Source organism: Streptomyces sp. NBC_01384 (assembly GCF_045040035.1).
In the GTDB taxonomy this organism is placed as follows: domain Bacteria; phylum Actinomycetota; class Actinomycetes; order Streptomycetales; family Streptomycetaceae; genus Streptomyces.
In genome coordinates, this window is sequence record NZ_CP109559.1 from 8,315,105 (window position 1) to 8,342,096 (window position 26,992).

Genomic DNA, 26,992 nt, shown 5'->3' on the forward strand with positions numbered 1-26,992 from the left:
GAGCCGCGTGATGCGCCCGGATGCCGTCAGGAACGGGCCGGGCAACGGTCGTTCGCCGTGGTCAGAGCAGGGTGAGCTGGGTCGGCTCCGGCGTGGCGGGCGCCACCGGCTCGGCGGACTCGGAGGGCGCGATGATCCTGCGCGGCATCCCCGCGCGCGTGGGACCGATGCCGTACTCCTGGGCCAGCTCGTGAACCTGACGGGTGATCCGGCGCTGGTACCACTTCGGGGCGTACGCGCCCTCCGCGTACAGCCGCTCGTAACGCCGTACGAGATAGGGGTGGTGGTGCTCCAGCCAGGCCATGAACCACTCCCGGGCGCCGGGCCGCAGATGTAGCACGAGCGGGGTCACCGAGGTGGCTCCGGAGGCGGCGATCGCCCGTACGGTGGCGCGCAGTTGGGCCGGGCTGTCGCCAAGGAAGGGGATCACGGGGGCCATCAGGACCCCGCAGCCGATGCCGTGGTCCGTCAGCGTGCGGACGACGTCCAGGCGGCGTTCGGGTGCCGGCGTGCCCGGTTCGACGGTGCGCCACAGGTTGGTGTCGGTGAAGCCCACGGAGACCGAGATCCCGACGTCGGTGACCTCGGAGGCCTGCTTGAGGAGGTCGAGGTCGCGCAGGATCAGCGTGCCCTTCGTCAGGATCGAGAAGGGGTTCGCGTGGTCGCGCAGGGCCGCGATGATGCCCGGCATCAGCCGGTAGCGGCCTTCGGCCCGCTGGTAGCAGTCGACGTTGGTGCCTATCGCGATGTGCTCGCCGTGCCAGCGGCGTGAGCCGAGCTGACGGCGCAGCAGCTCCGGCGCGTTGACCTTCACCACGATCTGGGAGTCGAAGTCGAGTCCCGTGTCGAGGTCCAGATAACTGTGGGTCTTGCGGGCGAAACAGTAGACGCACGCGTGCGTGCACCCTCGATAGGGATTGACCGTCCACTCGAAGGGCATGCGGGAGGCCCCCGGCACCCGGTTCACGATCGAGCGGGCCCGGATCTCGTGGAAGGTGATGCCACGGAACTCGGGGCTGTCGAACGTACGGGTGGTCACCGCGTCCGCGCCGAACAGCGTGGCGTTCCGGGCGCGGTCCCCGGCGGGGTCCACTGTGAGGTTCTCCCAGCGCATGACGCCTCCTCGATAGCACTGGGCAGAGAATAGAACACATGTTCCCTTGATCGTGCGACCCGGTTTTCCGCGCACGTCGGAGCATCCCTTCCACGCCTGGACGGGGACCCTTTCCGTGCCCCATGGGGACCCCGATTTGGGGGGTCGGGCCGCCTGGTGGTTGGCTTGCCGCACACCCCGAGACACCAAGTGCTGGAGGAAGTGCAATGGCGCAGGTCGAGGCCACGACGGAGCGGGTCATCGCGGCGGACGCGGAGGCGGTGTTCGACGCCCTGGCCGACTACAGCGGCACCCGCGCGAAGCTGCTGCCCGAGCACTTCAGCGAGTACGAGGTGCGCGAGGGCGGCGACGGCGAGGGCACCCTCGTCCACTGGAAGCTCCAGGCCACCAGCAAGCGCGTCCGCGACTGTCTGCTCGAGGTCACCGAGCCCACCGACGGCGAGCTCGTCGAGAAGGACCGCAACTCCTCCATGGTCACCACCTGGCGGGTCACCCCGGCCGGCGAGGGCAAGTCCCGCGCGGTCGTCACCACCGTCTGGAACGGCGCCGGCGGCATCGGCGGCTTCTTCGAGAGGACCTTCGCGCCCAAGGGCCTCGGCCGGATCTACGGCCTCGTGCTCGACAAGCTCGCCGCCGAGACGGAGAAGTAGCCCGGACGCACGCTTCTTTGAGCGCCGCTCGGCCCAAGAGGCAACTCTCCAGGGCCCGTTGTCACCCTCACCGTTTCGAGTGGATCTGCCCGCGACGCTGCGGTACGCCGTAACTCGTCGCGCTTACTCGCAGTTGTCGCGATAAGCGGCAATTGTGCAGTGGGCGCGACGAGGGGAGCGGTACGTGGGCGGGATCACTCTGGTGAAGGACGAACCGGCTGCCGCGCCCCCGCAGCACTCCCCTCCGACGGCACCCGGAACCGCCCGGCTGAGCCCGCGCCAGGTGCGGTTGGTCTTCTTCGGGCTCATGCTCGCGCTGCTGCTCGCCGCCCTGGAGCAGATGATCGTGGCCACCGCGCTCCCGAAGATCGTCGGTGAGCTGCACGGCCTGGACAGGATGTCCTGGGCGATCACCGCCTACCTGCTCACCTCCACCGTCGGACTCCCGGTCTACGGCAAGCTCGGCGACCTCTTCGGCCGCAAGGGTGTCTTCCAGTTCGCGATCGTCGTCTTCGTGGTCGGCTCGGCGCTCGCCGGGCGGGCGCAGACCATGGACCAGCTGATCGCCTTCCGGGCGATCCAGGGCGTCGGCGCGGGCGGCCTCATGATCGGCGTACAGGCGATCATCGCGGACATCGTGCCGCCCCGCGAACGCGGCCGCTTCATGGGCCTGATCGGCGCCGCTTTCGGCCTCGCCTCGGTCGCCGGGCCCCTCCTGGGGGGCTATTTCACCGACCACCTTTCCTGGAGGTGGTGTTTCTACATCAACGTGCCCTTCGGCCTGGTCACCCTGGCCGTCGTCACCGCCGTCCTGAAACTGCCGAAGCCCACCGTGCGGGGGCGCGTCGACGTGCTCGGTGTGCTGCTGCTCGCCGCCGCGTCGACCTGTCTGGTCCTGCTGACCAGCTGGGGCGGCACCGAGTACGCCTGGGGTTCACGGGTCATCCTGGGGCTCGGCGCGGGCGCGCTCGCCGCGACCGTCCTCTTCTTCGTCGCCGAGCGCTTCGCCGCCGAACCCCTCATCCCCTTGCGGCTGTTCAAGGACGGTGTCTTCAACATCACCGCCCTGGTGGGTCTCGTCATCGGCGTCGCCCTCTTCGGCGCCGCCAGCTATCTGCCGACCTTCCTGCAGATGGTCGACGGGGCCAGCGCCACCGAGTCCGGACTCCTGATGCTCCCCATGATGGGCGGCATCGTCGGCGCCTCCGTCGTCTGCGGACAGCTCATCACCCGCACCGGGCACTACAAGATCTACCCGGTCCTCGGCAGCGCCCTGTCGGTCCTCGGCATGTGGCTGCTCTCCCGCCTCCAGGTCGACACACCCCGCGCGCAGTACAGCGTCTGGATGGCCGTCCTCGGCGCCGGCATCGGCATGGTGATGCCGGTCCTGGTCCTCGCCGTGCAGAACTCCGTGCGCCCGGCCGACCTCGGCACCGCGACCAGCGCCAACAACTACTTCCGGCAGATCGGCGGCAGCGTCGGCGCCGCGATCTTCGGCACGCTGTTCGCCCACCGGCTCTCGGACGCCCTCGCCGAACGCCTCCCCGCGCGCGCGGGCACCGGCCTGCCGGACTCCACGTCCATCACCCCGCAGCTCGTCCACACGCTGCCCGCCGCCCTGCGCGACGACTACATCGGGGCCTACGCGGACGCCATGCCCCGGATCTTCCTCCACCTCGTGCCGGTGCTCGCCCTAGGCCTGCTCATCGCCTGTTTCCTCAAGGAGAAACCGTTGGTGTCCTACAACGCCCCCGCCGCCGACCCGGAGACCGCACAGGTGAACGCCTCGATCCCGCAGGCCCGTTCGTCGAACGCCGCCGGCATCCCCGTCTGCGGCACCGTGCAGCACCCCGACGGGACCGTCGTGCCACGCGCCGCGCTCACCCTCATCGACGTATCCGGACAGCAGATCGGGCGGGGCGCCAGCGGCGAGGACGGGCGGTACGCGCTCTCCACGCCCGGATCGGGGTCGTACATCCTGATCGCCGCGGCCGGCGGCCACCAGCCACAGGCCGTCTCGGTGACGATCGGCGAGCGCCCCGTGGAACTGGACGTCGTCCTCGGCGGCGCAGGACGCCTCGCCGGGAGCGTACTGACCGCGGACGGCACCCCCGTGCGCGACGCCATCGTCACCCTCACCAACGTGCACGGGGAAGTCGTGGCCACCACCCGCAGCGGGCGTGAAGGGGGCTATGTCATCACGGAGTTGGTGGCGGGCGAGTACACCCTCGCCGCCAGCGCGCCCGCCTTCCGCCCGGCCGCCCTGCCCGTCAGCGTGCAGGCCGCGCGCGAGACCCGCCAGGACGTCGAACTCGCGGGCGGCGCCGTGCTCCGGGGCACCGTGCGGGCCGGCGGCGGACGGCCCGTCGAAGACGCGCGCGTGACGCTCCTGGACGCCGCGGGCAACGTGGTGGACACGCTCACCACCGGCGCCGACGGCACGTTCCGGTTCGTCGACCTCTCCTCCGGCGAGTACACCGTGATCGCCGCGGGCTATCCGCCGGTGGCCACCGTGCTGCAAGTGGCCGGTGGGGGGCGCACGGAGCGGGATCTGCAGCTCGGCCACGAAGACTGACCGCCGCCGCAGGAACCTCCGCGGAGGCGGGTGGTGCGCCGGAGCCGCCCCCGGGAAAGGTCAATTCCCGTATTGCCGCACATCGCGGCGGGCCGCAGCCGTACGGTAGTGGAGGCGGCACAGATCTTGCGGAGCCGTGGGGAGAAAGGGCCTCGGCCATGGAAAGTGGCACAGGAAGTGGCACAGAAAGTGGCACCGCGCGTGGCACCGAAGTGGGCGCACCTCTCAGCCGCGGAGCTGGGAACGGCGCGGTGGAGCACACCGACGCCGGGCGCATCCCGCTGGCCGTGGTCGTCGTCGACCGCGACGGTCTGGTGTCGCACTGGAGCACCGGTGCCCGACGGCTGTTCGGCGTGCCCAAGGAGGGCGCGGTGGGCAGCCTCGCCGTCGATCTGCTTCCTGTCTCCGGCGCACTCCCCGAGGAGAACGAGACGGCGGCGCCCTACGGGGCGTACGCGGCGTACGACGGACTCGGCCCAGGACTGGAGTCCTCGCTCGACGGACGGCTCTCCTACCCGGCCGCCGGGCGCGCCCGCCTCACCGTGCCCGACCTGGGCCGCGACCGCGTCGACGTGCTGTGGTGGGCGTATCCGCTGGTCGGTCCCGGACAGGAGCGTTTGCTCGTGCTCGCCGCCGACGCGGACGCGATGCGCCACGAGGACGACGAGGTGGTCGTCGAGCGCATCGCGCCCGGCTTCGCGCTGCACACCGACTTCCCCGGCGCCGAGGAACTGGCCCGGGGACTGCCCGAGATCCTGCCCAGCATGAGCGTCGGCGAAGGCGCCCGCATCGTCTCCCAGGTCCTCGAACTGGGCTATCCCGTGCTGGAGTTCAGCCAGAACGACCGGGTGCCGGTCACCCCCGACTGGGGCGTGCCCCGGCGCGCGGAGCGCAAGGCGCGCCGGGAGCGCGCGGAGCGCGCGGTGGCCTCCGGTGAGCCCCTGCCGCAGGAGCTCCAGAACGAGGAGGGCGAGGACCTCGAATACGTCGCCGTGCGCGAGCGCCTGGAGTTCCTCAACGAGGTCAGTGGGCGCATCGGCACCTCCCTCGACCTGGCACAGACCATCCTTGAGGTCAGCCGGGCCGTGGTGCCGCGCTTCACGGACGTGGCGGGCACCTATCTGCGCGAACAGGTCGTCGCCGGTGAGGGCTTCCCCGACGGCGTGCCCGACACGACCACCATGTGGCACCGGGTCGCCGTCGAGCACACCGACGAGCCGGGGCGCTGGGACGACGTCGTGCCGGTCGGCGAGGCCATGCCGTTCCCCGCGCACACCCCGTTCTTCCAGTGCATGACCACCGGTGAGCCCGTCCTCGTGCCGCGCATCAGCGAGCAGATGGGCCACATGATCGCCGCGCAGTTCGAGAAGCGCGACATCAGGCCGCTCATCACCCACCGCTCCATGCTGGTCGTCCCCCTGAAGGCCCGCAATGTGGTCCTCGGGTTCATGATCCTGCTGCGCCACCCGGAGCGCGTCGAGTTCAACGACATGGACCGGGTCACCGGCGCCGAACTCGCGGCCCGCGCGGGCCTCGTCCTCGACAACGCGCGCATGTACACCTACCAGGAGAGTGTCGCCGAGACCCTCCAGGACAGCATGCTGCCGCACATTGCGCCCCGCATGGCCGGCTGCGACATCGCGACCCGCTATCTGCCCGGCACCCTGCTGGGACGCGTCGGCGGCGACTGGTTCGACTCGGTGAAGCTGCCCGGCTCCCGTACCGCCCTCGTCGTCGGCGACGTGATGGGCCACGGCCTCAACTCGGCCGCGATGATGGGCCAGTTGCGTACGGCGGTGCAGACGATGGCCGCGCTCGACCTGCCGCCCGCCCAACTCCTGCGCAACCTCGACGACCTGGCCCAGCGGCTCGGCGAGCACTACCTCGCGACCTGTCTGTACGCGGTCTACGACCCCATCGCCGGTGAGCTGCAGATCGCCAACGCGGGCCACATCCCGCCCGTCCTGGTCCGCGCCGAGGACGGCCACAGCGAGCTGCTCGACCTGCCCACCGGCGCGCCCATCGGGGTCGGCGGCGTGCCCTTCGAGGCGGTACGCGTGCGTGTGGCGCCCGGCGACCGGCTCGTGATGTGCACCGACGGCCTGGTCGAGGTGCGTGGCGAGGACATCGGCGTCGGCCTCGCCACCCTCTGCGAGTCCGCCGCCCACCCGGCCGCGTCCATGGACGACGCCTGCGACACGATCATCCGCGCCCTCAACACCCGCGGCGGCCGCAAGGACGACGTGGCGCTGCTGATGGCCCGGCTCAACGGCATCGAACCCGAGGACGTCGCCGAGTGGCGGCTCTCTCTCGACCCGGTCGAGGTGGGCCGGGCCCGCGCCGTGGTCCGCGAACAGCTCCACGACTGGGGCCTGGCCCGGCTCGCCGACCCCGCCGAGTCGATGGTCAGCGAGCTGGTGACGAATGCCGTACGGCACGCGCACGGCCGCCAGATCGAGCTGCGGCTTGTGCGCGGCGACAGCCTGCTGTGCGAGGTCGCCGACGACGACCACACCCTGCCCACGCTGCTGAGCGCGGGCCCCGGCGAGGAGTTCGGCCGAGGGCTGCGCGTCGTCAGCACGCTGGCCCGCGAGTGGGGCACGAGCCGCACGAGCGCCGGCAAGACCGTGTGGTTCGAGCTGACCCTGCCGAGGCGCTGACACTGCGAGCGGCTTCCGCGGCGGTGACACGCGGACGCGCTTGCGAGCTCACGGGGGCGCACGGGGCGCGTATCGGCGTACACGCGTCGAAACGAACCGTGCAGGAAATGCGCCCCGTGCTTGTCGCCGCACGCCGGGCGCGATAAACCGATCTCGCCCGCCATCCTCGGCGGGCTGCGACGGCGACCTGGGGAGCGGGCATGAGCGTGACAAGTCGGTACAGGGAGGCCTGGGAGGGCTTCTGGCGCGAGGCCCCCGAGGAGCAGGGAGCCGTCTTCTGGGACGCGGACCCCGCACTGACCGCGGGCATCCATCTCGCCCTCTTCGAGCCGTACGTGGCGGCGCACGACCTGCCCATCGTGGACCTGGGCTGTGGCAACGGTACCCAGACCCGCTTCCTGGCCGACCGCTTCCCGCATGTCGTCGGCGCCGACCTCTCGGCCGCCGCGCTCGAACACGCCCGCCTCGCCGATCCGGCGGCCCAGGCGATGTACCGGCTGCTCGACGCGGCCGAGAAGAGCGAGGCGCAGACCCTGCACGCGGAGCTCGGCGACGCCAACGTCTATATGCGGGGCGTGCTCCACCAGTGCGAACCGGACGACCGCCAGCCACTGGTGGACGGTCTCGCCACCCTGGTGGGGGAGCGCGGCCGGGCCTTTCTCGTCGAACTCTCCGAGGCGGCCCGTCCCGTTCTGATGGGGCTCGCCCAGGGTTCCGACGGACCGCCGCCCAAGCTGGCCCCCATCTTCCGGCACGGCATCGCACCCGGCGAGGTCTCCGACGACGCTGTCCCCGACTACCTCGGCGCGGCAGGCCTGACCGTCCTCGCGAGCGGCGAACTCCCGCTCGTCACCACCGAGTACACGGCCGACGGCGTGCGGATCGAGCTGCCGTCGAAGTGGCTGGTGGCAGGGCGTACCGCTGGGTGAAGCCGGAACACGGGTACGGCGTCACCGGCCGGTCGGTGACGCCGTACCCCTCACGGTGGCCGTTGTCAGCGGCCGGGCCAGCCGTCCAGGTGGCGGTGCACCGCGACGGCGGGCTGGTCCGGGGCCTTGGGCGCGTTCGCCACGGCGTCGTGCAGGACGCCGGTGACCTCGGCGGCCAGTGAGTCGACCTTCGTCTTGAGGTCGGCGGCCGGGATGTTGGACCGGGTCAGTTCGTCCAGCCTGCGGTGGATGTCGGCGAGCCTGGTCTGTGTGGCGCCGTCCAGCGTGAACGGACTGGCGGTGGAGACGACGAACTGGTAGGCGCCGGCGAGCGTCTGGCAGCCGTTGCAGTGCGAGTTGGCCGCGTCGCTGAGGTTCACCGCGTTCAGATGCGTGTGCTCGCCCGCGAGGGTGACGATCTGGAAGGACAGCGCCACCGAACGGCAGTGCGCGTCCACCGAGCAGCCCACGGAGACGGCGTTGGCCTGGTTGTGCACCCCCACGGCGTTCACCGTGCCGAGCTGACGCACGCTGAAGGAGTCCTTGACCTGGGTCGGATGCGCCCGGTCGGCGTGACTGAAGGTGTGGTCCTCCGCGACGGCGTTGTGGGCCACCGCGCCCGCCGCGGCGGTGGCGGCCTGGGCCGGGACTGCGGCGGCGATACCGGCCGCGCCGGCCGCGAACAGGCCGATGCGCATGGCTCGTCGGGAGAGGGTCCGTCCGATGGGGTGGGGCTTTCGATGCGTGTTCACTTGGGTACTCACATGGGTCTCCTGCGGTATGGGTTCAGCGGGACGACGGCCACGGTGCGGTGATCGCCGAGGGCGGTCACGGGGTGGCCGGGCTCGGCGCGCCGCTCGCGCTGACGGAGTCGGTCGGGGCCGGCGGGTCCGTCGAGGGCGCCGGCGTGGACGGTGAGGCGGACGGTGACGGGCTGGGCGGGGCGGACGGACCGGCGAGCGGGCCGGCCGAGGCGGAACCCGTCGTACCCGGGCCGCCGGCGGGCGTGGTCGGCTTCTTGGACGGGGCGGCGCCGGGTGACGTCGAGGCCGTGGCGTCCGCGCTGGGCGAGGCCGACGCGCTCGGCGGGGCGGCGGCCGAGGCACCGGGGGACGCGGCGTTCGACGGCCGGGCCGCGGAGGTGTCGGACGGGGACGTGTGCGGGCCGGGGGAGGTCGCGGGCCGGGCGGGCGGCTCGGCCGTGGACACACCGGGCTGGAGGATCGGCGCGATCGGCGGCCGCTTCGGCAGTGGCTCGGGCGTCACACCCGACACCCACGCGTAGCTCAGCGTGCCCAGACCGACCAGGGCCAGTCCGCACAGCGCCACCCGCAGCCGGGGCTTGTCCGCCGTCGAGCCCTTGGCGGCGCGGAAGACCCGGCCGCCCAGTTTGACCGACAGATAGACCACGCCGACCATCGGGCACAGCAGCATGAAGCAGCCGACCACGCCCATCAGCGCCGCGGCGATCTGACCGCCCGCGAAGGCGTCCCCGGTACCCACGAGCTGGTCGGTGAGCGAGCGGACCATCGTCGCGACGATCCGCGGCAGGTTCCACAGCGCGTACCCGAGCTCGCCCACCAGCAGCGGCACCATCGTCAGCACCCAGGTGGTGATGATGGTGCGGGACGACTTCTTGAGGCCGACGACCTCGGCACGGGCCGCCTTGCCGCGCCGCCCCGGCATCGTGCTCAGCAGAATCGGTTTGATCTTGCCGTAGAGGTCCGGGACCCCCGCCAGGTCGCCCAGGATGTAGTAGCCGTCCAGCCGGACGGCCGGCATCAGCTGTTCCAGGATCTCGAAGTGCCCGAGATAGACCGTGGCGAGGAAGAACTGCTGCCCGGTGGCGAAGTACGCGCCCGCCATTGCGAGCATGAACACGACGTTGAAGTACACCCCGCCCAGGTCGGTACGGAGCCGTCCGGCCCGGCCGATCCGGTAGATGTCCGTCACGTCTGTGTACATGGACGGCCAGATGAGGAAGAGCCCGCAGCCGATGCACCCCGGCCGCGCGCCCCCGTATCTGCACGCCGAGGCGTGGCCGAACTCGTGGAAGACCAGCGAGGCCACGGTGAGCGCGAACACGACGAGCATCAGTACCGGCTGGTCGAGCACCTGCAGCACGGGTTCCACCGCGCCGAAGAAGCCGAACAGCCAGACGTCCATGGCCACGGCCGCCGCCAGTGTCAGCACGACCACCGCGGGGCGGTGCAGCCAGGCCAGGGAGCGGGCGATCCGGTCCGCCCTGCGCTCGTTGAACATGATCCGGTGCCCTTTGAGGGCAAGGAGCAGGTCCGAGCGCGGCGCGGAGACCTCGTCCTCCTCCTTGCCCTCCGGCACCGTGACACCCAGCGGATCGAGTTTCTCCTCGACCAGGTAGCGCACGTTGTCGGCGCTGAGCTCGCGGCCGTAACGGGCGCTGACCCGGTGCGAGATGGTCTCGATGTCGTGGACGCCGTCGATCGCGGAGGCGACCAGGTACAGCAGTCGCGACAGCTGCACGACCTGGCCGTCTCCGCGGCGTGCGATGTACTTCGGCTCGGTGAAGCCCGACCCTTGGTACTCCCCGTGCAGTTTGAGCCCGGAGCTCAGCCGGGGCACCGGCAGTGCCTCGACGCCGACGCCGACCACCGGCAGGCTCCCGGTGGCGAACTGCTCGTAGGTGACCGGAATTCCCCCCGGTCCCGGCACCGGCGACCCGGTGTCGTACAGCAACGCGGGCCCGTCCCCCAGTGCCGTCATGTGTGGTCCTTCCCCCCCAAGGGCGGACCGCGCCCGCCCCCGGGCGCGGTCCGCCGAACTGCCGTTGTGCGGCGGGTGTTACTGCGTGACGTTGATCGCCTGGTTGGCGCTGGACTCGGCCACCGACCAGCTGGAGTGGTCGTTGACGGCGGCCGACTCGTTGTGGGCGCTGATGTTGGCGACGTGCTTGGTCACGTTGACGGTGCGGCCGAAGCTGAACTTCAGCCGGCCGAGGGCCTCACGGCCGGGGAGCAGCTCGGCGGACTCGGACTGCAGCTCGTTCATGTCCATGCTCATGGGATGTCCTTTCGGGACGTGGTTCGTTGATGTCGTTGTGGTGGTGGCACGGGGACGGATGCGTGGGTGCGTCCGGTGACACGGATGCGGGCGGGCATCCGGTGGTGCGGAAGCGGTGCGCATCCGAAGCCGGTTACTGCGTGACGTTGATGGCCTGCGCGGCGCTGGAGGCCGCGTCCGACCAGCTGGAGTGGTCGTTGAGGGCGGCCGACTCGTTGTGGGCGCTGATGTTGGCGACGTGCTTGGTCACGTTGACGGTGCGGCCGAAGCTGAACTTCAGCCGGCCGAGGGCCTCGCGGCCCGGCAGCAGCTCGGCGGACTCGGTGTCGAGTTCACGGTTGTCCATCATGATCAATTCCCCCTCAGGGATAGACATTTCCGATCGAACAGAGGCAGGTTCCCCCCAGGCTCTGTCCAATCTTGTCGGACGTGCTGTCCAACGAGATTGGACAGTAGTAGCCCTGGAGCCCGCCGCGCAAGCGGTTCGGGGAAAGACTTCTGGGGCAGGCGCGAAGCCCCCCGTAGAATCGATCCCGCTTGGAAGAGTTCCGTCCGGCGGCGAGCAGGAAGTGACCATCGGTGGCCAACGCACTGCAGCAGATCATCAGAGATCGCCTGGACCGTGAGCGCTGGTCCTACGGCGAGGTGGCACGCCGAGGCGGCATTCCGCGCTCCACGGTCCATCACCTGGCCACGGCCGACCGAGTGGTCCGCATGCCGCAGCCCAGCACGCTGGAAGGGCTGGCCAAGGGGCTCGGACTCCCGTTGGACACCGTGCGCCGGGCCGCCGCGGAGGCCTGCGGCATCCATGTGTACGCGGCCGACTCGACCTCCGCCGCCGGTGAGCCCGGCGCGGCGCCCGACCCCGAGGTCGACCTGCTCATCGCCAGCGTCCAGCAACTGTCCGCCGACGACCGCCGCCATGTCGCCGCGCTCGTCGAGTCCTTGCTGGGCCGCGACGCCCGGCGCGACTGACTCGAACGGTCGGGTCGCCGGGTCGCCTGTCGTTGTGGAGGGCTTGCGGATGTCGTGTCCGCGCGGCCGGCTCGGCATCCGCCGTCGGGGAACGACGGGGCGGCGGACCCCGCAGGGGATCTGCTCGGCATCGGCGGGCGGCGGCCGTCCCCGCCGGGCGCGCGACGCCCGCCGTGGGCGCCGTGGCGCTCCGCGCCGCGAAGGACGCCCGCACCCGCGTCTACGTGGCCGACTCGAAGTCGGCCGACCGGGGCCGGTGCGGCAACGCGTGCCCGGGTGGACTCGCTCGCCGCCGGTGTCCCACGGCTCTCCGCCGGATGCCGGACCCGTCGGCGAGGGGTGTTGGCCTCGGTTCGGTCCGGGCGGTTGGTGTGTCGGCGGTGGGTGGGGCGGGTTTTGGCCCGGTCAAGAGCCGTACGGCGAAGACGCCCGTCCGTGTGCTCCGGTTCCGCTTCTCAGCAGTCCCGGTAAAAGAATCCAGAACCGCCGAAACCGGCAAGATCCGCAGCTAGTCTCTCATTCTGCTCGGGGCACGTGAGCCGCACGACCCCTGTGTAACCCAGGGGGATTTGTGCTGTTCGTGCACGGAGGACCCACCACCGCGGTGGTCCGGGGCAGTACCGGTGAGTCCGTCGTCCTGCTCTCCGGCGAGCTGCCCGACATACTGACCGAGGGCGCGCTCACCGAACTCCTCGACCTCGCGGCGGCCGTCCTCAACGAGGAGGAGCTGACGCTCTTCCGGCGCTGCCTGGACGCCCTGGTGCGCGGCGAGGGCGGCACCCCGCGCCGCATCGAGCTCGACGGGGTCGTACTGACCGTTTTCGAGGACTGATCCGGGCCGTGCTCGCCCTTTGAGCCGGCGCCTGGGCGCGCCGGGAGGGGAAACCGTCGTCGACCAGGCGGTCGGCGAGCAGGACGCCACGAAGCGCATACGAGCGCCCCGGCCCACCCCTCGGTCGTGCCGGCCGGGCGGCGAGATCCGTCCCCGGCGTCAGCGAGAGGAACCTCGATGATCCACCTGCGCAAGCCGGTCGCCGCCGTCGCGGCGGCCGTGGCGCTGTTCGGAGCCGGTCCGGCCGCGCAGGCGGGAACGGCGTCGGCCCAGGCGTACGCCTGCCGGTAAACAGTGCGGCTGTCGCCGCGAGGGTCGTGATCCGCCTGCGTGGACGCGTCATCATGAGTTCCTTCGCGCGGTGTCTCACCATGTCCCGCGCCTCCTACCTGCGAGGATGCGGGCACATGACGTAACGTGACACGGCATGGAGACAGCCGCTGACCCGTGCGGGGAGGGTGCACCGTGAAGATCCTCATCAGCGCCGACATGGAGGGCGCCACCGGGGTGACCTGGCCGGCCGACGTGTTGCCGGGGACACCGCAGTGGGAGCGGTGCCGGTCGATGTTCACCTCGGACGTCAACGCCGCCGTCCTCGGTTTCTTCGACGGCGGCGCCGACGAGGTGCTGATCAACGAGGCCCACTGGTCCATGCGGAACCTGCTGCTGGAACGGCTCGACGAGCGGGCCGAGATGCTCACCGGACGGCACAAGTCGCTGTCCATGGTGGAGGGCGTGCAGCACGGAGACATCGACGGGATCGCGTTCGTCGGCTACCACACGGGCGCCGGCACGGAGGGCGTCCTCGCGCACACCTACCTCGCCAACTCCATCACCGGGGTGTGGGTGAACGACGTACGGGCCAGCGAGGGCCTGCTCAACTCGCATGTCGTCGCCGAGTTCGGGGTGCCCGTCGTGCTCGTCACCGGCGACGACCTGACCTGCGAGGACGCGCTCGGCTACGCGCCGGAGGCACTCAAGGTCGCCGTCAAGGACCATGTGTCGCGGTACGCGGCGGTATGCCGTACGCCGGCCAGGACCGCCGCCGACATCCGTGCCGCGGCCAAGGAAGCCGCCTCCCTGGCGGTACGTCAGGAACCGCTGGTGGGCGGCGGCCCGTTCACCGTGGCGCTCGAATTCGACGCCGAGCACCTGTCGATGGCGGCCACCGTGGTGCCGGGCGTGCGGCGCATCGGGGAGCGGAAGGTGGCGTACACCAGCGACACCATGTACGAGGGGATTCGCACCTTCAAGGCGGTCACCACGATCGTCTCGGCCGCGGTGGAGGAACAGTATGGCTGACCGGCAGGCTGTGGAAGATCAGGCCGTGGAAGATCGGAATGTGGACGAGCGGGCGTTGGACGAGGTCGTGCGGTTCACCTCGGACCTCATCCGCATCGACACCACCAACCGGGGCGGCGGCGACTGCCAGGAGCGCCCCGCCGCCGAGTACGCCGCCGCGCGGCTGGCGGAGGCGGGCCTCGAGCCCATGCTGCTGGAGCGCACCAAGGGCCGTACGAACGTCGTCGCCCGCCTCGAAGGCACCGACCCGTCCGCCGACGCGCTGCTCGTCCACGGTCATCTCGACGTGGTGCCCGCGCAGGCCGAGGACTGGAGCGTGCACCCGTTCTCCGGGGAGATCCGCGACGGGGTCGTGTGGGGGCGTGGCGCGATCGACATGAAGAACATGGACGCGATGATCCTCACGGTCGTACGGCTGTGGGCGCGCCTCGGCGTCCGGCCCCGGCGCGACCTCGTGATCGCGTTCACGGCCGACGAGGAGGCCAGCGCCGAGGACGGGTCCGGGTTCCTCGCCGACCACCATCCGGAGCTGTTCGAGGGCTGCAGCGAGGGCATCAGCGAGTCCGGGGCGTTCACCTTCCACGACGGCGGCGGCCGGGAGCTCTACCCGATCGCGGCGGGGGAGCGCGGCACCGGCTGGCTCAAGCTCACCGCGCGCGGGCGGGCGGGCCACGGCTCCAAGGTGAACCGGGCCAACGCGGTGACCCGCCTGGCCGCCGCGATCACGCGGATCGGCGCTCACGAGTGGCCCCTGCGGCTCACTCCGACCGTCCGCGCCGCCCTCACCGAACTCGCCGCGCTGTACGGCATCGACGCGGACCTGGACGACGTGGACGGGCTGCTCGACAAGCTGGGCCCCGCCGCCGCGCTCGTCGAAGCGACCGTGCGGGGCAGCGCCAACCCGACCATGCTCAGCGCCGGTTACAAGATCAACGTGATTCCGGGGGAGGCCGTCGCGTACGTCGACGGCCGCTATCTGCCCGGCGGCGAGGAGGAGTTCCGTACGACCCTGGATCTGCTGACCGGCCCTGACGTGGAGTGGGAGTTCCACCACCGCGAGGTGGCCCTCCAGGCGCCGGTGGACTCGGCGACGTATGCCCATATGCGCGCCGCCGTCGAGGAGTTCGCGCCCGAGGGGCACGTGGTGCCGTACTGCATGTCGGGCGGCACGGACGCCAAGCAGTTCTCGCGGCTCGGGATCACCGGCTACGGCTTCACCCCGCTGAAGCTCCCCGAGGGCTTCGACTACCAGGCACTCTTCCACGGCGTCGACGAACGTGTCCCGGTCGAGGCACTGCACTTCGGTGTTCGCGTCCTCGACCGCTTTCTGCGCACGACCCAGGGGTAGGGAGAAGGGATGCGGACCTTGGAGTACGGATCGTGGCCCTCGCCCATCGACGCGGCACTCGCCGCCGCGCACGACGGGCATCCCGAGTTCGTGGGCTTCGTCGGCGACGAGGCGTGGTGGACCGAACCCCGGCCCACGGAGGGCGGACGGCGCGCGCTCGTACGGCGACGGGCCGACGGTACGGAGGAGTCGGTGCTGCCGGCCCCCTGGAACGTACGCAGCCGGGTCATCGAGTACGGCGGACAGCCATGGGCCGGCGAGATGCGCCCGGAAGGGCCGTTCGTGGTGTTCGTGAACTTCGCCGACCAGCGGCTCTACGCCTACGAGTCCGGTGCCGCGGCCGGTGAGCCGCGCCCGTTGACCCCCGTGTCCCCCGTGGGCGGTGGACTGCGCTGGGTTGACCCGCAGTTGCACCCCGAACGGGGCGAGGTGTGGTGCGTGCTGGAGGAGTTCACCGGGGACGGGCCCACCGACGTACGACGGATCGTCGCCGCGGTGCCGCTCGACGGGTCGGCGGCGCAGGACCGCGACGCGGTGCGCGAACTCACCGACGGGAGCCACCGGTTCGTCACCGGCCCCCGGCTCTCGCCCGACGGCGGGCGGGCGGCCTGGCTCGCCTGGGACCACCCGCGGATGCCGTGGGACGGCACCGAACTCATCCTCGCGGACGTCGCCGAGGACGGCACCCTGCGCGGCGCGCGGCCCGTCGCGGGCGGACCGGAGGAGTCGATCGCCCAGGCGGACTGGGCCTTCGACGGCACCCTGCTGTACGCCAGCGACCGCACCGGCTGGTGGAACCTGTACCGGTTCGGGAAGGAGGCGCCCGTCTGCCCCCGGGAGGAGGAGTTCGGCGGGCCGCTGTGGAAGATCGGCTACCGCTGGTTCGCGCCGCTGGAGAGCGGGCTCGTCGCCGTCGTGCACGGCCGGGGCGCCACCGCGCTCGGCATCCTGGACCCGGAGACCGGCGAGGTCGTCGACGCGGCCGGCCCCTGGACCGAGTTCACCCCGACGCTCGGCGCCCACGGCAGCCGGATCGTGGGCGTCGCGGCCAGCCCCCGCAGCGCGTACGAGGTCGTCGAACTGGACGCCCGCACCGGCCGCGCCCGGGTGATCGGCGCCGCCCACGCCGACCCGGTGGACCCCGCGCACTACCCGGAGCCGCAGATCCGCACCTTCACCGGCCCCGCCGGGCGCGAGGTCCACGCCCACATCTACCCGCCGCACCACCCCGACCACGTCGCACCCGGCGACGAACTGCCGCCCTATGTCGTGTGGGCGCACGGCGGACCCACCGGCCGGGCGACCCTCGTCCTCGACCTGGAGATCGCCTACTTCACCTCGCGCGGCATCGGAGTCGCCGAGGTCAACTACGGGGGATCGGCGGGACACGGGCGGGAGTACCGCAACCGGCTGCGCGAGCAGTGGGGCGTCGTCGACGTCGAGGACTGCGCGGCCGTCGCGCTCGCCCTCGCGGAGGAGGGCACCGCCGACCGGCGCCGGCTCGCCATCCGCGGCGGCAGCGCGGGCGGCTGGACCGCCGCCGCCTCCCTGACCGGTACCGACGTCTACGCCTGCGGCACGATCCTCTATCCGGTCCTCGATCTCAGCGAATGGGGCTCGGGGGAGACCCACGACTTCGAGTCGCAGTACCTCGAGACGCTGATCGGGCCGCTCGCCGAGGTGCCGGGCCGGTACGTGGAACGCTCGCCCGCCGAGCACGCCGACCGCATCACCGCGCCCTTCCTGCTCCTCCAGGGCCTGGACGACGTCATCTGCCCGCCCGCGCAGTGCGAACGGTTCCTCGCCAGGCTGGCCCACCTGACCGAGCGACGCGTGCCACACGCCTACATCACCTTCGAGGGCGAGGGACACGGGTTCCGACGTGTTGACACCATGGTGCGGACCCTGGAGTCCGAACTCTCCCTGTACGCCCAGGTCTTCGGGCTGAATCCGCCCGGCATCCCCGCCCTGGAACTCACCGCTCAAGTACAGCCCGTCGGGGTACCGACGCGGTCCGTCCCACCGATCGTGGAGCCCACCCCGTGAAAACCCTGACCCGTCCCGTCCGTCTCGCCCCCGGGGCCCGCGTCGCCGTCGTCGCGCCCAGCGGTCCCGTGGTCGAGGAGCGGCTGGCGGCGGGAATCGACATCCTGCGCGGCTGGGATCTCGACCCCGTCGTGGCCCCGCATGTCCTGGACCGGCACCCCGAGTTCCCCTATCTCGCGGGCACCGACGCCGACCGGGCCGCCGACTTCCAGGCCGCCTGGTGCGACCCGGACGTGGCCGCGGTGCTGTGCGCCCGCGGCGGCTACGGCGCCCAGCGCATGGTCGACCTCCTCGACTGGGACGCGATGCGGGCCGCCGGGCCCAAGGTGTTCCTCGGCTTCAGCGACATCACGGCGCTGCACGAGGCGTTCGCGGCCCGCGCAGGGCTCGCGACCCTGCACGGACCGATGGTCGCCGCCGTCGACTTCATCAAGAACGCGCGGGCACAGGAGCACCTGCGGGCGACGCTCTTCGAACCGGAGACGGTACGGGTGATCGCGTCCGGCGGCGCGGCACCTCTCGTGCCCGGGCGGGCCGGGGGAGTGCTGCTCGGCGGCTGCCTGAGCATGCTCGCCGCCGACCTGGGCACCCCGCACGCCCGGCGCTCCGCGCGGGGAGGTCTGCTCTGCCTGGAGGACGTGGGCGAGGAGACGTACCGCCTGGACCGTGTGCTCACCCAGCTCCTGCGGGCCGGCTGGCTGGACGGGGTCACCGGGATTCTGCTCGGCTCCTGGGCGCGCTGCTCGCCGTACGAGCGCGTACGGGCGCTGCTCATCGACCGGCTCGGCGGGCTCGGGGTGCCGATCGTCGAGGAGTTCGGATTCGGGCACGGTGAGGGCGCGCTGACGATCCCCTTCGGAGTGCGGGCCGAGCTCGACGCGGACGCGGGGACCTTGACGTTGGAGGAGCCCGCGTTGGCCTAGCGGCCCAAGGGGACGGAGGGGCCGAGTCGGCTGAGTCACCCCGAGGAGCCTTTCGCCGAGCGAGCCGCCGCCCGGCGATCCATGCTGGAGGCATGAGTCCGAAGAGCTCCGAAGGCTCTCCAGTCGGATCGGCGATCCGTAACGAACCTGTGGCGGACTGTCACGCGCACGCCCGGCGCCCGGGCGACGTCGGGCACCCTCCTCGGCCTACAGCTGTGCGGGCTGGGTCGACCAGCGTCCGGAGGGACGTGCCACGCGGGTTGACGGCTCCTGCCGGCAGCACCAGGGCACGAGAGCGTCGCGTACTGTGTCGGGATGCCTGAGAACGCCTCCGCCTATCTCGCCGAGGGCCCCCGCGTGGGCATACGGCACTTCACGTACGACGACGCCGCCGAGTTCACCGCCCGGGCCCGGGAGAGCAAGGCGCTGCACCAGCCCTGGCTCTTCCCGCCCGGCAGCGCCGACGCCTACGCCGCGTACGCGGGGCGGCTCATCGAGGACCGGACGAAGGCCGGGTTCCTGGTCTGCGAGCGGGATGGCGGGGCCATCGCGGGCTTCATCAACATCAACAACATCGTCGAGGGCGGCTTCCTGAGCGGGGCCCTCGGGTACGGCGCCTTCGCACACGCCGCGGGACGCGGACTCATGGCCGAGGGGCTCGGGCTCGTGATCCGGTACGCCTTCGGACGGATGGGACTGCACCGGCTGGAGATCAACGTCCAGCCCGGGAACGCGGCCTCCATCGCGCTCGCCCGGCGGTGCGGTTTCCGGCTGGAGGGGTTCTCGCCGGACTTCATCCACATCGACGGGGCGTGGCGCGACCACGAGCGGTGGGCGATCACCTCGGAGATGCTCGCTTCCGGCTGATCGTCGTGGCCGCCTTTGCGGAATCCTGACCGGATCCTGACGAGCGGAGACCCTGGTCAGGTGGCCGATGTCCCTGTTCCATGGTCATCGTGACGACGATCCGACGTGACGTACTGACCCTGCCGGTAGCGGAGTTGGGCCCGAACAACCCGCTGCCACCCCTGCGGCCGCTCGACGAGACGCACCGCGTCGACGATCGCGATCGCGCCGATCTGCCGCGCGACCTGGCCCGGCAGATCGGCTACGAGCCGCTGCGGAGCATCCTGCCGGAGCGCATCCGGGACGGGTACGACAGACGGCGCGAGCCGCGCGGGATCGACACGATCGTGATCGAGAACGACCGGCTGCGGACGGTGGTGCTGCCGGGTTACGGAGGCCGGGTGGTCTCGCTGTTCCACAAGCCCTCGCAAGCCGAACTCCTCTACCGCAACCCGGTGCTGCAGCCCGCCTGCTTCGCCCTCAACGGAGCCTGGTTCTCCGGCGGCATCGAGTGGAACATCGGCGCGACGGGCCACACCACCCTGTCCTGCGCACCCCTGCACGCGGCCCGCGTCCCCGCCCCCGACGGCGGCGAGATGCTCCGCCTGTGGGAGTGGGAACGGCTGCGCGATCTGCCCTTCCAGGTCGATCTGTGGCTGCCGGAGGGCTCCGACTTCCTCTACGTCGGCGTCCGCGTCCGCAATCCGCATGAGAAACCCGCGCCCGTGTACTGGTGGTCCAACATCGCCGTCCCCGAGGAACGCAGGGTGCTGGCCCCGGCGGACGAGGCCTGGCACTTCGGGTACGAGCGACGGCTGCGCCGGGTGCCGGTACCGGAGTACGAGGGGGCGGACCGCACGTACCCCCCGCGCAGTGCCTTCCCCGCCGACTACTTCTACGAGGTGCCCGAGGGGCAGCGCCGCTGGATCGCCGCGCTCGACGAGGCGGGCGCCGGGCTCGTGCAGACCTCCACCGACCCGCTGCGCGGGCGCAAGCTGTTCGTCTGGGGCTCCGGTGCCGGCGGCCGGCGCTGGCAGGAATGGCTCACCGAGCCCGGCACCGGCGGCTACTGCGAGATCCAGGCCGGGCTCGCCCGCACCCAGCTGGAACATGTGCGGCTGGAGGCGGAGAGCGAGGTGTCCTGGCTGGAGGCGTACGGGCCGCTGGCGACGGATGCGGGCGCGGTGCACGGTCCGGACTGGGCGGTGGCACGGGCGGAGGTGGAAGACCGGCTGGAGGGCGCCCTGCCGCGCGCCGACGTCGACGCGGCGTACGAGGCGTGGTTGCCGCAGGCCGATGCCGAGCCCGGCGAGGTACTGGCCGTCGGGTCCGGCTGGGGTGCGCTCGAAGTGCTGCGCGCCTCCTGCAAGGTGCCGGGGACACCGTTCGAGGAGTCCACGCTCGGTGAGGCGCAGGCGCCATGGGCGGAGTTGCTGCGGACCGGTGCCTTTCCCGAGCCGCGGCGGGCCGGGCCGCCCGGTGAGACCCTGGTCGCCCCGCACTGGCGGGACATGCTGGAGACCGCGCCCGCCAGGCCGCTCACCGAATACCACCTCGGCGTGGCCCAGTGGCACGCCGGGGACCTGGCGCAGGCCGTACGCAGCTGGGAGCGCGCCCTCGAACTCGCCCCGTCGCTCTGGCCGTTGCTGCGCTGTCTGGCCGTCGCGGACCAGGAGGCCGGCAACCGGGAGCGGGCCGCCGACCGGTACGCCGAGGCCTTCGACGATCTCTGTCAGGAGCGGCGTGACGACGGCGCGGCCTGGACCGCGGCCACCGCCGCGCTCGGGCGGGAGGCCCTCGGCGCGCTGCTCGCGGTACGGCGTACGGGGGAGGCGCGGGGTGTGTGGGAGCGGTTGCGGCCCGTTACGCGCTCGCGCGGCCGATTCCGCCTGATCGAGGCGGAGCTGCTGCTGGCCGAAGGGGACCGGGACGGCGCGCGGGCCGTCTTCGACGAGGGTTTCGAGGTGGCCGACCTGCGGGAGGGCGCGGAGGCGATCGGCGACCTGTGGTCCCGTCTGACGGACGAGCCGCTGCCGGCCCGCTACGACTTCCGCATGCGACCGCCGGTCGAGTGAGGGGTTTCCCCCGCCCCCGCCGCTCCTGCCGTGCGCTCCGCAGACGAACCACCTGGCTGGGACGGCGAGGGACGGCGAGGGACGGCGGGGGTGAGGGACCGGGCGGCTAGTGCGAGGGTCCGCGGTCCACGTACTCGTACACCACGCCATCCGGATGCATGGCGATCAGGTTGCGGCCGGCCGGTGTGCCCACCGGCCCGGCCAGAATGCGCGCGCCCAGCTCGCTGAGCACCCGATGGGTGTCCTCGACGTCCTTGACGGCGATGGTCGCGGCGACCTTCCGCAGGACCTCCAGTTCGGCCTCGGGTCCGCTCATCAGCAGGAAACAGCCCACCGCTGCCACCGACACACCACCGCGCTCGAACCGCAGGGCCTGCCCGCCCGCCAATCTTTCGTAGAAGGGGACCGAAGCCTCCAGGTCGTCGACGCAGATCCGCAACGTGGCTCCCAGAATCTCCATGCGGACGAGCCTAGTTGGGGCCGGCCGGAGAGGAGATCGTTTCGGACGGGCTTCGGGTTTGGACGCGCCGACCAGGGGGACGCGGAAAGCCCCTGCAACGTACGAGTACCCCGTGGGACGTACGAGGACGAGTATGAGTACGAGGCACGAGGTACGAGCGACATCGCCGGAGGCGAACCGTGAGTCGATCCCGCATCGTGATCGTCGGTGCCGGCTTCGCCGAGTACCGGCCGGCCCGCACGCCGACGCGGCCGACCCGGCACCAGGCCGACTTCGCCGATATCGCCGACATCACCCTGCTCCATCCGACCGACTACTTTCTGTATCCGCCCCGCCGGAACCGGCGCGGGTGGCCGGTGCCCTCGGCACGACCGAGAGCCGTCCGGAAGGAGAGTCGTGAACACCATGAACGCCATGAATCCCATGAACCCGACGAAAGCCATGAGTAGCCGTCAACTCAGCGACCTCGCACAGCAGTTGCGCGTCGACAGCGTGCGCGCGTCCGCCGCCGCCGGCTCCGGGCACCCCACGTCCTCGATGTCCGCGGCCGACCTGATGGCGGTCCTGCTGGCCAAGCACCTGCGGTACGACTTCGAGCGCCCCCAGCATCCCGGCAACGACCGCTTCGTCCTCTCCAAGGGCCACGCCTCACCGCTCCTGTACGCCGCGTACAAGGCGGCCGGGGCCATCAGCGAGCCCGAGCTGCTCACCTTCCGCAAGCTCGGCAGCCGGCTCGAAGGGCACCCGACACCCCGGCGGCTGCCGTGGGTCGAGACGGCCACCGGCTCGCTCGGGCAGGGGCTGCCCGTCGGCGTCGGCATCGCACTGGCCGGCAAACGGCTCGACCACACCGGATACCGGGTGTGGGTGCTGTGCGGCGACAGCGAACTCGCCGAGGGGTCCGTGTGGGAGGCCGCCGAGCACGCCGGTTACGAGCACCTCGACAACCTCGTCGCGATCATCGACGTCAACCGGCTGGGGCAGCGCGGGCCGACCCGGCACGGGCACGACCTGGACGCGTACGGGCGCCGGTTCCAGGCCTTCGGCTGGCACACCGTGGAGATCGACGGGCACGACGTCGACGCCATCGACCGCGCGTACGCCGAGGCCGGGTCCACCGCTGGACAGCCGACCGCGATCATCGCCCGCACCCTCAAGGGCAAGGGCGTCGCATCCGTCCAGGACCGCGAGGGCCTGCACGGCAAGCCGCTGCCGGACGCCGAGGAGGCGATCGCCGAGCTCGGCGGAGTGCGCGACCATCACGTCGAGGTCCAACAGGCGCCCCCGGCGAGGATGTTGCACGCCGTCCGCTCCGGCCACCTCGAACTGCCCCGCTACGACACCGGGGACAAGGTCGCCACCCGCGACGCCTACGGGCAGGCGCTCGCCGCGCTCGGCACCGCCCGCGGTGACGTCGTCGCCCTGGACGGCGAGGTGAGCGACTCGACCCGCGCGGAGTTCTTCGCCAAGGAGCACCCCGACCGCTTCTTCGAGTGCTACATCGCCGAGCAGCAACTCGTCGCGACCGCGGTCGGCATGGCCGCGCGCGACTGGGTGCCGTACGCCTCCACGTTCGCGGCGTTCCTCACGCGCGCCCACGACTTCGTCCGGATGGCCGCGATCAGCGGCTCCGGCATCAACCTCGTCGGCTCGCACGCGGGCGTCTCGATCGGCCAGGACGGTCCCTCGCAGATGGGTCTGGAGGATCTGGCGATGTTCCGGGCGACGTACGGCTCGACCGTGCTGTACCCGTGCGACGCCAACCAGACGGCCAAGCTCGTCGCCGCGATGGCGGACTGCGAGGGCATCCGCTATCTGCGCACCTCGCGCGGGGACACCCCGGTGATCTACAGCCCCACCGAGGAGTTCCCGATCGGCGGCAGCAAGGTGCTGCGCGCCGGTGACGCGGACCGGCTGACGCTCGTCGCCGCCGGCGTCACGGTCCACGAGGCGCTGGCCGCCGCCGCGTCGCTCGACCGCGAGGGCATCCAGGTCCGGGTCATCGACCTCTACTCGGTCAAGCCCGTCGACCGCCGCACCCTGCGCGAGGCCGCCGAGCACACCGGCTGCCTCGTCACCGTGGAGGACCACCGCGCGGAGGGCGGCATCGGCGACGCGGTCCTCGACGCCTTCCTCGACGGCCGCCCGGTGCCACGCCTGGTGCGCCTCGCCGTCCGTACGATGCCGGGCTCGGCGACCCCCGCCGAGCAGTTGCACGCCGCGGGCATCGACGCCGAGTCGATCGCGGCGGCGGCGCGGCGGCTGGTGGAGACGGCGGTCGTGCGCTGACGCGCGCACGTGTCCCCTCCCTGTTTGCGCGCCTATTGCTCTTGCGTGAGTTGAATGGTGCGCGAATTGAAGGGTGACGGCACGGATCGCGGCCCGAAGGCCCGAAGGCCCGAAGGCCCGAAGGCTCAAAGGCCCGAAGACCTGAATCAGGTCCTCGGGCTGCTCCGGCGTGGAACCTCCTGCCGTCCGGGTTTCCCGAAGCGGGCCGGTCACGCTTCCTTTCGGCAGAGAATTTCCGCGTTCAGTACAGAGAACCAGCCGTCTTCCTGCCGTGCCCATTCCCGCCACGCCTCCGATACGGCGTGCAGGTGCGCGGTCGTCGCGTGGCCGCCCTCGATGGCGCGGTCCGCGTACGCCGAGGCCAGCGTGCGGTCGGCCCACAGTCCGCCCCACCACTCCCGCTCGTCCTCGGTGGCGAAGGTCCAGGTGCTCGACGTCGCCGTGATGTCCTTGATCCCGGCCGCCAGTGCCCACGACTTGAGACGGCGGCCGGCGGCCGGCTCGCCTCCGTTGGCGCGGGCGACGCGCACATACAGGTCCTGCCAGTCGGTCATGCCCGGCACCTCGGGGTACCAGGTCATCGCCGAGTAGTCCGCATCCCGGACGGCGATGAAGCCGCCCGGCCTGGTGACGCGGTACATCTCGCGCAGCGCCTGCACCGGGTCGCCCACGTGCTGCAGTACCTGGTGGGCGTGGACCACGCAGAAGGTGTTGTCCGGGAACTCCAGTGCGTGGACGTCCGCGACCCCGAACTCGACGTTGTCCAGGCCGCGTTCCGTGGCCACGGCCCGGGCCTGGTCCAGAATTCCGGGCGCGTGGTCGACGGCGGTGACGTGACCGTCGGGGACCAGTTCGGCCAGGTCGGCGGTGATGGTGCCCGGGCCGCAGCCGATGTCCAGGATCTTCATGTGGGGCTTCAGCGAGTCGAGCAGGTAGGCCGCCGAGTTGGCGGCGGTGCGCCAGGTGTGCGAGCGCAGTACGGACTCGTGGTGGCCGTGCGTGTAGACGGCGGTCTCCTGCGACTTCGACATGACCGATCCCCTTCGCTTCTTCTCGTCGGTTACGCATCGCCACCGTACGCCTGCATGTCGCATACTGAGACCCCTTGTCTTGCTATATGGACGACATGGTGGCGGAGGCGGGGATGAGTGAGCGGGTCGTCCGGCGTTCGAGGGCGGGGTCGTTCAGGCCGGCACCGGGGGGCTGGGGGCGGAGCCTCGGGGAATGGGGAGGGCTCCCTCCGAATATGAGTTTGCTCGTCGGTCCTGCCTGGCCGGAGAATGCCTCCCCATGGGACACCTCGAAGCCGCGCATCTTGAGTACTACCTTCCCGATGGGAGGGCGCTGCTCGGCGATGTGTCGTTTCGGGTGGGGGAAGGGGCCGTCGTCGCGCTGGTGGGGCCCAACGGGGCCGGTAAGACCACGCTGCTGCGGCTGATCTCGGGGGAGCTGAAGCCGCACGGAGGGACCGTCACCGTGGGCGGCGGGCTGGGCGTGATGCGACAGTTCGTGGGGTCCGTGCGGGATGACACGACCGTACGAGAGCTGCTGGTGTCCGTGGCGTCGCCCCGTATACAGGAAGTCGCCAAGGCGGTCGACGCGGCTGAGCACGACATGATGGCCGTCGATGACGAAGCTGCCCAGCTCCGCTACGCGCAGGCGCTCTCCGACTGGGCCGAGGTACGCGGATACGAGTCCGAGACGCTCTGGGACATGTGCACGATGGCCGCGCTCGGCGTCCCGTACGAGAAGGCGCAGTGGCGGCTGGTGCGGACGCTCTCCGGCGGAGAGCAGAAGCGGCTCGTGCTCGAGGCGCTGCTGCGCGGCACCGACGAGGTACTGCTTCTCGACGAGCCGGACAACTATCTCGACGTACCCGGGAAGCGCTGGCTGGAGGAGCGGCTCAAGGAGACCCGCAAGACCGTTCTCTTCGTGTCGCACGACCGGGAGCTCCTCGCCCGTGCCGCCGAGAAGATCGTCAGCGTCGAGCCCAGCCCCACCGGCGCCGACGCCTGGGTGCACGGCGGCGGCTTCGCGACCTATCACGAGGCGCGGCGGGAGCGATTCGCCCGGTTCGAGGAGCTGCGTCGGCGGTGGGACGAGAAGCACGCCCAGCTGAAGAAGCTGGTGCTGAATCTGCGGCAGGCGGCGTCCATCAGCCATGAGCTGGCGTCCCGGTACGCGGCGGCGCAGACCCGGCTGCGGAAGTTCGAGGAGGCCGGACCGCCTCCGGAGCCGCCGCGCGAGCAGGACATCACGATGCGGCTGCACGGCGGGCGTACGGGCGTACGGGCCATCACCGTCAAGGGGCTTGAGCTCACCGGACTGATGAAGCCGTTCGACCTGGAGGTCTTCTACGGCGAGCGGGTCGCCGTGCTCGGTTCCAACGGCTCCGGCAAGTCGCACTTCCTGCGTCTGCTCGCCGGCGACACCGTCGCCCACACGGGCGAGTGGAAGCTCGGTGCGCGCGTCGTTCCCGGACACTTCGCCCAGACGCACGCCCACCCGGAGCTCCAGGGCCGTGCGCTCCTCGACATCCTGTGGACCGAGCACTCCCAGGACCGCGGCGCCGCCATGTCCAGGCTGCGCCGCTACGAGCTGACCGCCCAGGCCGAGCAGCGCTTCGAGAAGCTCTCCGGCGGCCAGCAGGCACGCTTCCAGATCCTGCTCCTGGAGCTGGAGGGCTCCACGGCCCTGCTGCTGGACGAGCCGACCGACAACCTCGACCTGGAGTCGGCAGAGGCCCTCCAGGAGGGCCTGGAGGCGTACGAGGGGACGGTGCTCGCGGTCACCCACGACCGCTGGTTCGCCCGCTCCTTCGACCGTTATCTGGTCTTCGGCTCCGACGGCCGGCTCCGGGAGACGGCGGAGCCGGTGTGGGACGAGCGGCGCGTGGAGCGGGCCCGGTAGGGCTCGGTGGGCGAGGTGT

Annotated in this window: 21 protein-coding genes; 14 read left to right on the plus strand and 7 right to left on the minus strand. The window is 71.4% G+C overall.

All coding sequences use genetic code 11. The features are described from left to right. Nucleotides 1–61: 61 nt before the first annotated feature. Nucleotides 62–1,114, minus strand: coding sequence for an Rv2578c family radical SAM protein (locus OG747_RS38270; protein ID WP_405883929.1), 1,053 nt, complete (start codon nucleotides 1,112–1,114; stop codon nucleotides 62–64). A 206-nt stretch (nucleotides 1,115–1,320) separates the two neighbouring features. Here OG747_RS38270 and OG747_RS38275 point away from each other — a divergent pair, with 206 nt between their 5' ends. The 4 genes from OG747_RS38275 (at nucleotide 1,321) to OG747_RS38290 (ending at nucleotide 7,928) form a co-directional block, all read left to right on the plus strand. After that, nucleotides 1,321–1,764: an SRPBCC family protein gene (locus OG747_RS38275; protein ID WP_405883930.1), complete on the plus strand. Its 444-nt coding sequence runs from the start codon at nucleotides 1,321–1,323 to the stop codon at nucleotides 1,762–1,764. Nucleotides 1,765–1,948: 184 nt separating this feature from the next. After that, the gene (locus OG747_RS38280) at nucleotides 1,949–4,339 is read left to right on the plus strand and encodes an MFS transporter (protein WP_405883931.1); all 2,391 of its coding nucleotides are present in this window, start codon (nucleotides 1,949–1,951) and stop codon (nucleotides 4,337–4,339) included. A 158-nt stretch (nucleotides 4,340–4,497) separates the two neighbouring features. Next, nucleotides 4,498–6,999 carry a SpoIIE family protein phosphatase gene (locus tag OG747_RS38285; protein ID WP_405883932.1) on the plus strand — a complete coding sequence of 834 codons (2,502 nt, stop codon included), beginning with the start codon at nucleotides 4,498–4,500 and terminating at the stop codon, nucleotides 6,997–6,999. A gap of 200 nt (nucleotides 7,000–7,199) precedes the next feature. Beyond that, a complete protein-coding gene (locus OG747_RS38290; protein WP_405883933.1) occupies nucleotides 7,200–7,928 on the plus strand; it encodes a class I SAM-dependent methyltransferase in 729 nt (242 codons plus the stop codon). A 65-nt stretch (nucleotides 7,929–7,993) separates the two neighbouring features. Here the strand turns inward: OG747_RS38290 and OG747_RS38295 are convergent, their stop codons facing one another. The 4 genes from OG747_RS38295 to OG747_RS38310 form a co-directional block, all read right to left on the minus strand. After that, nucleotides 7,994–8,692, minus strand: coding sequence for a hypothetical protein (locus tag OG747_RS38295; RefSeq protein WP_405883934.1), 699 nt, complete (start codon nucleotides 8,690–8,692; stop codon nucleotides 7,994–7,996). A 64-nt stretch (nucleotides 8,693–8,756) separates the two neighbouring features. Beyond that, nucleotides 8,757–10,670, minus strand: coding sequence for a hypothetical protein (locus OG747_RS38300; protein ID WP_405883935.1), 1,914 nt, complete (start codon nucleotides 10,668–10,670; stop codon nucleotides 8,757–8,759). Nucleotides 10,671–10,748: 78 nt separating this feature from the next. After that, on the minus strand, nucleotides 10,749–10,967 hold the full coding sequence (locus OG747_RS38305; protein ID WP_405883936.1) for a hypothetical protein: 219 nt from the start codon (nucleotides 10,965–10,967) through the stop codon (nucleotides 10,749–10,751). 133 nt (nucleotides 10,968–11,100) lie between these two features. Further along, entirely contained in the window at nucleotides 11,101–11,316 is a 216-nt protein-coding gene (locus OG747_RS38310; protein WP_405883937.1) for a hypothetical protein, read from the minus strand. 230 nt (nucleotides 11,317–11,546) lie between these two features. Between OG747_RS38310 and OG747_RS38315 the strand changes: the two genes are divergently transcribed. The 8 genes from OG747_RS38315 to OG747_RS38350 all read left to right on the plus strand — a co-directional run bounded on the left by OG747_RS38315 (nucleotide 11,547) and on the right by OG747_RS38350 (nucleotide 21,314). Then, on the plus strand, nucleotides 11,547–11,942 hold the full coding sequence (locus tag OG747_RS38315) for a helix-turn-helix domain-containing protein (protein ID WP_405883938.1): 396 nt from the start codon (nucleotides 11,547–11,549) through the stop codon (nucleotides 11,940–11,942). A 580-nt stretch (nucleotides 11,943–12,522) separates the two neighbouring features. Further along, nucleotides 12,523–12,774, plus strand: coding sequence for a hypothetical protein (locus tag OG747_RS38320; RefSeq protein WP_405883939.1), 252 nt, complete (start codon nucleotides 12,523–12,525; stop codon nucleotides 12,772–12,774). A gap of 465 nt (nucleotides 12,775–13,239) precedes the next feature. After that, nucleotides 13,240–14,076: a M55 family metallopeptidase gene (locus OG747_RS38325; protein ID WP_405883940.1), complete on the plus strand. Its 837-nt coding sequence runs from the start codon at nucleotides 13,240–13,242 to the stop codon at nucleotides 14,074–14,076. Continuing rightward, nucleotides 14,069–15,424: a M20/M25/M40 family metallo-hydrolase gene (locus OG747_RS38330; RefSeq protein WP_405883941.1), complete on the plus strand. Its 1,356-nt coding sequence runs from the start codon at nucleotides 14,069–14,071 to the stop codon at nucleotides 15,422–15,424. The genes OG747_RS38325 and OG747_RS38330 overlap by 8 nt, the downstream gene beginning before the upstream one ends. 9 nt (nucleotides 15,425–15,433) lie before the next feature. Next, entirely contained in the window at nucleotides 15,434–17,470 is a 2,037-nt protein-coding gene (locus OG747_RS38335) for a prolyl oligopeptidase family serine peptidase (RefSeq protein WP_405883942.1), read from the plus strand. Further along, nucleotides 17,467–18,393, plus strand: coding sequence for an LD-carboxypeptidase (locus OG747_RS38340; protein ID WP_405883943.1), 927 nt, complete (start codon nucleotides 17,467–17,469; stop codon nucleotides 18,391–18,393). Before OG747_RS38335 ends, OG747_RS38340 begins: the two co-directional genes overlap by 4 nt. A 315-nt stretch (nucleotides 18,394–18,708) precedes the next feature. Then, on the plus strand, nucleotides 18,709–19,260 hold the full coding sequence (locus OG747_RS38345; RefSeq protein ID WP_405883944.1) for a GNAT family N-acetyltransferase: 552 nt from the start codon (nucleotides 18,709–18,711) through the stop codon (nucleotides 19,258–19,260). Nucleotides 19,261–19,340: 80 nt separating this feature from the next. Beyond that, nucleotides 19,341–21,314 carry a DUF5107 domain-containing protein gene (locus OG747_RS38350; protein ID WP_405883945.1) on the plus strand — a complete coding sequence of 658 codons (1,974 nt, stop codon included), beginning with the start codon at nucleotides 19,341–19,343 and terminating at the stop codon, nucleotides 21,312–21,314. A 106-nt stretch (nucleotides 21,315–21,420) separates the two neighbouring features. Here OG747_RS38350 and OG747_RS38355 read toward each other — a convergent pair whose 3' ends face one another. Then, nucleotides 21,421–21,774, minus strand: a complete 354-nt coding sequence (locus OG747_RS38355; RefSeq protein WP_405883946.1) for a VOC family protein — start codon at nucleotides 21,772–21,774, stop codon at nucleotides 21,421–21,423. 405 nt (nucleotides 21,775–22,179) lie between these two features. On the opposite strand from OG747_RS38355, the gene OG747_RS38360 reads away from it, so the two are divergent. Further along, nucleotides 22,180–24,063, plus strand: coding sequence for a transketolase (locus OG747_RS38360; RefSeq protein ID WP_405885918.1), 1,884 nt, complete (start codon nucleotides 22,180–22,182; stop codon nucleotides 24,061–24,063). 209 nt (nucleotides 24,064–24,272) lie between these two features. Here the strand turns inward: OG747_RS38360 and OG747_RS38365 are convergent, their stop codons facing one another. Next, a complete protein-coding gene (locus OG747_RS38365) occupies nucleotides 24,273–25,094 on the minus strand; it encodes a methyltransferase domain-containing protein (protein ID WP_405883947.1) in 822 nt (273 codons plus the stop codon). Between the two features lie 259 nt (nucleotides 25,095–25,353). Here OG747_RS38365 and OG747_RS38370 point away from each other — a divergent pair, with 259 nt between their 5' ends. Beyond that, nucleotides 25,354–26,973: an ATP-binding cassette domain-containing protein gene (locus OG747_RS38370; protein WP_405883948.1), complete on the plus strand. Its 1,620-nt coding sequence runs from the start codon at nucleotides 25,354–25,356 to the stop codon at nucleotides 26,971–26,973. The last annotated feature ends 19 nt before the right edge of the window (nucleotides 26,974–26,992 follow it).